Below are 6,307 nucleotides of genomic sequence, written 5' to 3'. Positions count from 1 at the left end.
TTGACGTTCTTGGCTAATTCAGCTGCCAGTGCTTTTAGCTTGTCCAGATCCATTTCCCTACCTATCGTTTTTTAACCCGTGAGGGTAGTTACAAATAGGCAGTTACACAAACTGGTTTACAGCCTCCCCAGTTCGCCACGCACATCCAGCGATTGATTTTGCTCCATTGCCTTCGAGTGATCCATCGACTTCATATGGCCCATTGATTTCATGTGACTCATGTGCAGTTTGTCGAACGTGATTTTTTGTTCAGGCGTAAGCGCTGCATATAATGTTTTTACAGCTTCGGCCATCGTTGCCATCGTCTGCGCACGGTCCTTCATCATGCCGGCCATCATCGCCATGCGATCAGGCGCTGTCATCGGCATGTTCTGCATGTTACCCTTCATCCTGTCATGCATGGACGCCATATTTTTTGCTTGCGCATTGACCTGATCAGAGAATGTCTTCCAGGCTGGCTCCTGATCCTTGGTAATACCAAGTTTGGTTTTCAATTCACTCAGATGTTTATTGGCAGTGGCAACCGGGTCTTTCATCATATGACCCCGCATCATGTCCATGCCATCACAATCCATCTCATGTTTTTGTCCATGCTTCATCTCATGGTTCGCAGCCGTTGCGATCCCGACTGCACACACTGAAGAGATGAGACCAAGCGCAATTTTTGTACGCAGTTTCATTGAATATCCTTTTCGCAGTGAAAATTATTGGCCACGCTTAAATCGTGGCAACACATATGATTGATGCGGACAGCCTTTAGTTGCAGATTGACGATATCTGATTGTGTCAGTCAATTTAGCAGTATTCACAACCACGCCGCATTATGCGCGGCGTGCTCATTCGCACGCTACAGCCGGAAAATACTTGGTGTAGCGTGAAAATGCCTCTACTTGAGACGCATGTCATTCTTGACGCTGCGCACGCCATCAACTTTGCGCGTCACTTCAACGGCCTTGCTGATGTCGGCCTGTGAGTTAACGAAACCGCTTAACTGAACTACACCTTTGAATGTTTCGACATTGATTTCCGTTGATTTAAGAGTAGGTTCCTTGAAAATAGCTGCCTTGACCTTGGTCGTGATGACGCTGTCGTCAATATAGCCGCCGGTGCTCTCCTTCGTTTGAGTAGACGCGCAACCCATGAAAGACACCAGCACGACACTCAAAAAAAATGCGGAAAATATCTTGAATAATTTCATGATTGATACTCCTTAATTAAATACAAAAAAATTCGCTCGTGCCAAAACGCTATATGCGCCCCAGCAATAACAGGATGATCAGAATGACCAGTATCAATCCCAATCCTCCGCTCGGACCGTATCCCCATCCCCTGCTGTGGGGCCAGCTTGGAAACGCGCCAATCAGCATCAGAATCACCACAATCAACAGTACAGTTCCTAACATTTTCAGCTCCTCTTAATACTGATTAAACTTCAGATCCAGGCCGTTATTTTTCATAACAAGGCATAAATTTTAACTATTGAACGTTTAACGGGGCGTGATATTACCGTTGTCATCGGACAGGGCAATTTCCACACGACGATTCGGTTGGTGGCCTCCCGCGTTGTTGTTGCTGGCAATCGGATAGGTTTCGCCATAACCATGCGTAGCCACACGATCACTGCTGACAAGGTATTCTCATCATTGTTATGGACCCTGGTAGTTGAATTTCCAATGCTCATTCGGCGGCTATGCCGATCGGTTGACTTGAATTTAAACGTCCAAACAAATAAGTTCTGTGCGGTATCACACATAGAGAATTCAGTGCAGATGCCCGTGTTGGCCAACTGCATCGTCACCGCGTGTTTGACAACAACCCTATACCGAATTGAAAGCACTCGGTATGCTATGCAACCACGAGAAGCCAGCAGCCTGCCCAATCAGACCAACTCACGCCATCATGGAATTCATCGATCTGTGGAACCCCACTCACCCAGGCGTCGCTGCTGCACTGGTCACCGCATTGCTGCTGGGCCTTATCCACGGCATGGTGCCGGACGAGCATACCTGGCCCATCACTTTCAGCTATGCAGTCGGGAGCTACTCCACCCGCAAAGGCCTGCGTGCCGGACTGCTGTTCTCGCTGACGTTCACTATCCAGCGTGCGATCGCCAGTGAATTGGCCTGGCTGGGACTCTCTCAATGGATGCAAACGGGCTGGCTGAATCAGGCGTTATTTGTGCCCATTGGCCTGCTAATGGCGGGGGGTGGCTGGTTGATGCTGCGTCAACGGCGTGCCATGCACCTGCACCTGATTGGTGAATGCCATGAAGACCGTCTGGACGATTCCCCCGAATCTACTCACTGGACACGCATGACTGGCTGGATGCCCGCGCTGCACGGCTTTGTAGCCGGCTGGGGTTTCGGTGCCTTTGCACTCATTCTCTACACTACGCTGGCACCCGCCATGCCCAGCGCTGCATGGGGCTGGGTACCCGGCGCGCTATTCGGGCTGGGTACCTTGATAGTGCAAGCAGTCGCGGGCGCTTTGTTTGGAAAAATGGCTGCCAGCCGCAGGCTTTCCCCACAGGCAATACGTGCGGTAGCGCTGACCACGGCCGCGCGCACCTTGCTGTGGGGCGGCGCCGCCTATACTGCTGCGGGGGTGTTCGGCCTGCTGTTTCCCAAGATGGCTGACTGGAGCATCAACACTGGCCTGCACGTACATGGCCTATCCCACATCGATCTGCCACTGGTACTGGCGGTAGTGTGCGTGGCCGGTGTAGGACTGGGCACTTTTATTACCCAGACCCGGACCTTGCGCGCGTTGCAGGCCACGGTAGCCAGTAGCAAATAGCGCTCGCCCCTCAGCGAGGCATATCAATGTGCTGCAACTGTTTGGTAAAACAGTGCGAGCTGTTTGTGGACGGCCGGGCAACAGTTTTTCAAAATATCCGGTGCGGTAAAGAAGTACTCGCTCATCACCGCAAAAAACTCCGCCGGATTGGTAGCGGCATAAGGATTGATAAAACCGGATTCTCCTGCTGCCACTTGCAGAAACAGCGCATCGTAGGCCTCACTGAGTGCCTCGGCCCATCGTTTCCTGCTCATGCCGCGACGCAATGGCGGCATGCCGTTCGTCACCCCGGTAAGACCATCCAGCTTGTGTGCGAACTCGTGCAACACCACATTGTGACCAGCCTGATAATGATAGGTATCCCGCTCGACGTCATCCCAGGACAAAATCACCGGCCCGCGCAACCATGACTCGCCGGTTAAAACGCTTGCTTCGTTACGGACCAGGCCAATGGCATCCATCTGTGCATGCTTAACGCGAAACGCGCCCGGATAGAGGATGACCTCGACCCAACCGTCGAAATGCTCCACGCCCAGATTCAGGATCAACAGGCATGCCTGGGCGGCTACCGCCACTCTCATTGACTGCGTCACCTCCAGGCCTTGAGCGCCGGTGATTGATTTCCGATCCAGGAACCACGTCGTCATCTCGCGCAGATGCGCCATTTGCACCGCATCCAGCCCTCTCAACACCAACACGCGCCGGGTCACACTTTGCCAGACGTGGTGAGGTATCGGATGACGCTGAAGCATTCTGCGCAGGCGCCAGCGCCGTAACGCAGTGCCTAGCGGACGCATCTCGTTTTCTCGATGACGGTTAGTCCGTGCCGCCTCAACAACATGGCAATCTCTCTTGATTGCCTGGTCGGGAGTGTGGCCTGGAAATTGCGAACAAAATTATTCAATATGCTGCCGATGGAAGAGCGCGCTGTGGCACTTGGGGTAAGGGGGAATGCGGCCTGGTTTGTGAAAATGCAATTTTTCACCGCACTGATCGCATACCAGCGTCCCTAAACCAATCAGTTCGCCGCCATGATACTCGGCGATTTCCGCCTCCAGCTTTAATTGATATAGCGCCGTCGTGGTCTGATCTGCAGCTTGGGAAAACCGCTCCCAGAATTCGTGCTTCATCAACGCCACATCAAAACCCAGCCAATCCTTCAATTCCTTGCCGGTCTTATCCAGATACCACGCAGCATCGACCATATCCCGTTTCAGATATTCTTCCAGCTGGACGACTTCGTCATCACTGAACTTGTTCAAGGCCGCGATATCGCCCCGAATCGCACCCATCATGTCGTGGACGGCAGAGCCGCTTTGATGCGCTTTCTGTAACGCCTTTTCCAATAACGCTTCATAAGCCTCACCCATTGCCTCGATGGGGTCGCGTGGCGGAGGAAGATCTTTCATTTTAGCGCTCCTTTTAACTATATAAATTCAGCCGGAATTTCTGCAACAACCGCCAAATGACCCAGCCAGACGCGTTGGTCCATCAGGTGAAGAGCGCTATTGTTCTGGGCCGGCTCTGATGAGGCGAGATCGAAATTTGAAATCCGGGTTCGATAGAACATCCTCCGTCCAGTTAAAGTTCATCCAGCAAAGCTGGGAATTACCGCAATAAATCCATGCACCGCTTGGTAGTTGTACCACGCGCTACCGTTCGATCCGGGTACTATCATCAAACTGGTGCGTTCGAGCACTCATCCTGAAAGTGCCTATAACGAGGAAATCCTTACAGCTTTTCCAGGTTCATTGAAGCAATCATGACCACTCACCATTATCTGCATACCGGCCAACGCACCTGCCATGCCGACGACGGACGCGAGCTTGCGTGCGAAGGCTCCGGTCAGGACGCCTCGTTTGCCGTCGGCACGCCCTGGCCGGAACCGCGCTTCGACTTGCGCAACGACGAGGTCATGGATGGTCTGACCGGTCTGATCTGGTGTCGTAATGCCAATCTCGCGGAATTTCCACTCACCTGGCAGGAAGCACTGGATTTCGTCGCAAGCATGAACCGCGAACAGCGTTTCGGCCAGCACGATTGGCGCCTGCCCAATCGCCGCGAATTGCGCAGCTTGCTCAGCCTGCAAACCAGATTGCCTGCCCTGCCTGAGCGGCACCCGTTCATCAATGTGTTCAACGGCTGGTACTGGAGCGCGACGACGGCGGCCATCAGCCCGACGCACGCCTGGTATGTGGCGCTCGATGGCGCGCGCATGTTTTACGGCGGCAAAGATCAATCCTTCATACTCTGGCCGGTACGCGGCGAAGGCCTGGGCGTTGTCCCGCGCACCGGCCAAAGCCTGTGCTACGACGCCGCCGGCAAAGTCATTTCATGCGTCGGGACGGGACAAGACGGCGAATGGCGTTACGGCGCGCCGTGGCCTGAACCCCGCTTCGAAATACGCCCAGCCGGCGTCCTGGATCGTCTCACCCGCCTGCTCTGGCGCCGCAGCGCGAACCTCACACCGCAACCGGTGGTCTGGCGCGAGGCATTGGCAGCGGTGGCCGCGCTCAACCATCAAGGCGCGGGAAATGTCTGGCGGCTGCCCACGATCAACGAACTGGAGGCACTGGTGGATTGCGCCGCCCACAGCCCGGCCTTGCCGTCCGGACATCCTTTCGCCGACGTGCAGGACATTTACTGGTCGTCAACCACCAGCCTGTTCGAGCCCGATTGGGCCTGGGCCCTGTACCTGGAAAAAGGCGCGACGGGAGTCGGACAAAAGCGCTTCGCACAATTTTCGGTATGGGCCGTGACCAGTTTCGATTGAACCTAAAAACCGCGATTCAAGCCACAGAGCACATGGACATCAAATACCTGCCGCAGATGACGGATGAGACCAAACGGCGCTATCTGTTCGTCGCCATTGACCGTGCCACGCGCTGGGTGTTCATTGCCATCAAGAATAATAAGACCGCTGCCAGTGCAAAGCACTTCCTGGCTGCGCTACACCGGCAATGCCCGATCAAGATAACCCGGCTACTGACAGACAACGGCAAGGAATTCACTGACCGCTTGTTTGGATCGAAGGATCGTCAGCCGGCCGGTGAACATGAGTTTGACCAGCTGTGCCGGGCGCTGGGGATCGAGCACCGCCTGACCCAACCCAGGACGCCCAAGACCAATGGCATGGTGGAACGTTTCAACGGCCGGATCAGCGATGTGCTCAACACGCATCACTTCCATTCAGGCGAGGAGCTGGAGCAGACGCTGCTGCGTTACGTGGCGCTGTACAATCACCAGCTCCCGCAGTCGGTGCTCAAGAGCAAAACACCGATGCAGACGATGAAGGAGTGGTACACCACTCACCCGCACCTGTTCCATAAGCGTCCTTATGATCGTGCGGGATGTGACACCTAGGGATGCTCTGAACAACCCCGTCTGCCGCGCAGCAGCAGACGGCTCCGCTTCAAATTTTCAAACGACAATGTGAAATGCTCAGGAAATGCAATTTTCCTCACTGCTTTTGGCGTTCTTCGCCCTATTTAACCCATTTTCCCGATCTCCA

At 54.2% G+C, this 6,307-nt stretch carries 7 protein-coding genes and 1 pseudogene; 3 read left to right on the top strand and 5 right to left on the bottom strand.

Translation table 11 applies throughout. The features are described 5' to 3' along the window. Positions 1-116: 116 nt before the first annotated feature. The 3 genes from ACYCZJ_RS16295 to ACYCZJ_RS16285 form a co-directional block, all read right to left on the bottom strand. Positions 117-680: a Spy/CpxP family protein refolding chaperone gene (locus ACYCZJ_RS16295; protein WP_461555276.1), complete on the bottom strand. Its 564-nt coding sequence runs from the start codon at positions 678-680 to the stop codon at positions 117-119. Positions 681-886: 206 nt separating this feature from the next. Continuing rightward, positions 887-1,198: a BON domain-containing protein gene (locus ACYCZJ_RS16290; RefSeq protein WP_461555275.1), complete on the bottom strand. Its 312-nt coding sequence runs from the start codon at positions 1,196-1,198 to the stop codon at positions 887-889. 49 nt (positions 1,199-1,247) lie between these two features. Continuing rightward, positions 1,248-1,403: a DUF3309 domain-containing protein gene (locus ACYCZJ_RS16285; protein WP_461555274.1), complete on the bottom strand. Its 156-nt coding sequence runs from the start codon at positions 1,401-1,403 to the stop codon at positions 1,248-1,250. 496 nt (positions 1,404-1,899) lie between these two features. On the opposite strand from ACYCZJ_RS16285, the gene ACYCZJ_RS16280 reads away from it, so the two are divergent. Next, a complete protein-coding gene (locus ACYCZJ_RS16280; protein ID WP_461555273.1) occupies positions 1,900-2,796 on the top strand; it encodes an urease accessory protein UreH domain-containing protein in 897 nt (298 codons plus the stop codon). 23 nt (positions 2,797-2,819) lie between these two features. Here the strand turns inward: ACYCZJ_RS16280 and ACYCZJ_RS16275 are convergent, their stop codons facing one another. Together ACYCZJ_RS16275 and ACYCZJ_RS16270 are read right to left on the bottom strand one after the other, a co-directional pair. Continuing rightward, complete coding sequence (locus ACYCZJ_RS16275) at positions 2,820-3,593, bottom strand: M90 family metallopeptidase (RefSeq protein WP_461555272.1); 774 nt, start codon at positions 3,591-3,593, stop codon at positions 2,820-2,822. A 99-nt stretch (positions 3,594-3,692) separates the two neighbouring features. Continuing rightward, a complete protein-coding gene (locus ACYCZJ_RS16270) occupies positions 3,693-4,205 on the bottom strand; it encodes a zinc ribbon-containing protein (protein WP_461555271.1) in 513 nt (170 codons plus the stop codon). 353 nt (positions 4,206-4,558) lie between these two features. On the opposite strand from ACYCZJ_RS16270, the gene ACYCZJ_RS16265 reads away from it, so the two are divergent. Together ACYCZJ_RS16265 and ACYCZJ_RS16260 are read left to right on the top strand one after the other, a co-directional pair. Continuing rightward, on the top strand, positions 4,559-5,569 hold the full coding sequence (locus ACYCZJ_RS16265) for an Lcl C-terminal domain-containing protein (RefSeq protein WP_461555270.1): 1,011 nt from the start codon (positions 4,559-4,561) through the stop codon (positions 5,567-5,569). Positions 5,570-5,598: 29 nt separating this feature from the next. Next, a pseudogene (locus tag ACYCZJ_RS16260) lies at positions 5,599-6,159 on the top strand (DDE-type integrase/transposase/recombinase); the annotation flags it as partial. Between the last annotated feature and the right edge of the window lie 148 nt (positions 6,160-6,307).

The organism is Sulfuriferula sp. (assembly GCF_054605375.1).
The sequence above is the reverse complement of the archived record's forward strand: the minus strand, read 5'-3'. Positions and strand labels throughout refer to the sequence as shown.

Excerpts from the sequence above, each read along its gene's own strand:
- ACYCZJ_RS16295 (WP_461555276.1), bottom strand. The coding sequence starts at position 680 with ATGAAACTGCGTACAAAAATTGCGCTTGGTCTCATCTCTTCAGTGTGT.
- ACYCZJ_RS16290 (WP_461555275.1), bottom strand. The coding sequence starts at position 1,198 with ATGAAATTATTCAAGATATTTTCCGCATTTTTTTTGAGTGTCGTGCTG.
- ACYCZJ_RS16285 (WP_461555274.1), bottom strand. The coding sequence starts at position 1,403 with ATGTTAGGAACTGTACTGTTGATTGTGGTGATTCTGATGCTGATTGGC.
- ACYCZJ_RS16280 (WP_461555273.1), top strand. The coding sequence starts at position 1,900 with ATGGAATTCATCGATCTGTGGAACCCCACTCACCCAGGCGTCGCTGCT.
- ACYCZJ_RS16275 (WP_461555272.1), bottom strand. The coding sequence starts at position 3,593 with ATGCGTCCGCTAGGCACTGCGTTACGGCGCTGGCGCCTGCGCAGAATG.
- ACYCZJ_RS16270 (WP_461555271.1), bottom strand. The coding sequence starts at position 4,205 with ATGAAAGATCTTCCTCCGCCACGCGACCCCATCGAGGCAATGGGTGAG.
- ACYCZJ_RS16265 (WP_461555270.1), top strand. The coding sequence starts at position 4,559 with ATGACCACTCACCATTATCTGCATACCGGCCAACGCACCTGCCATGCC.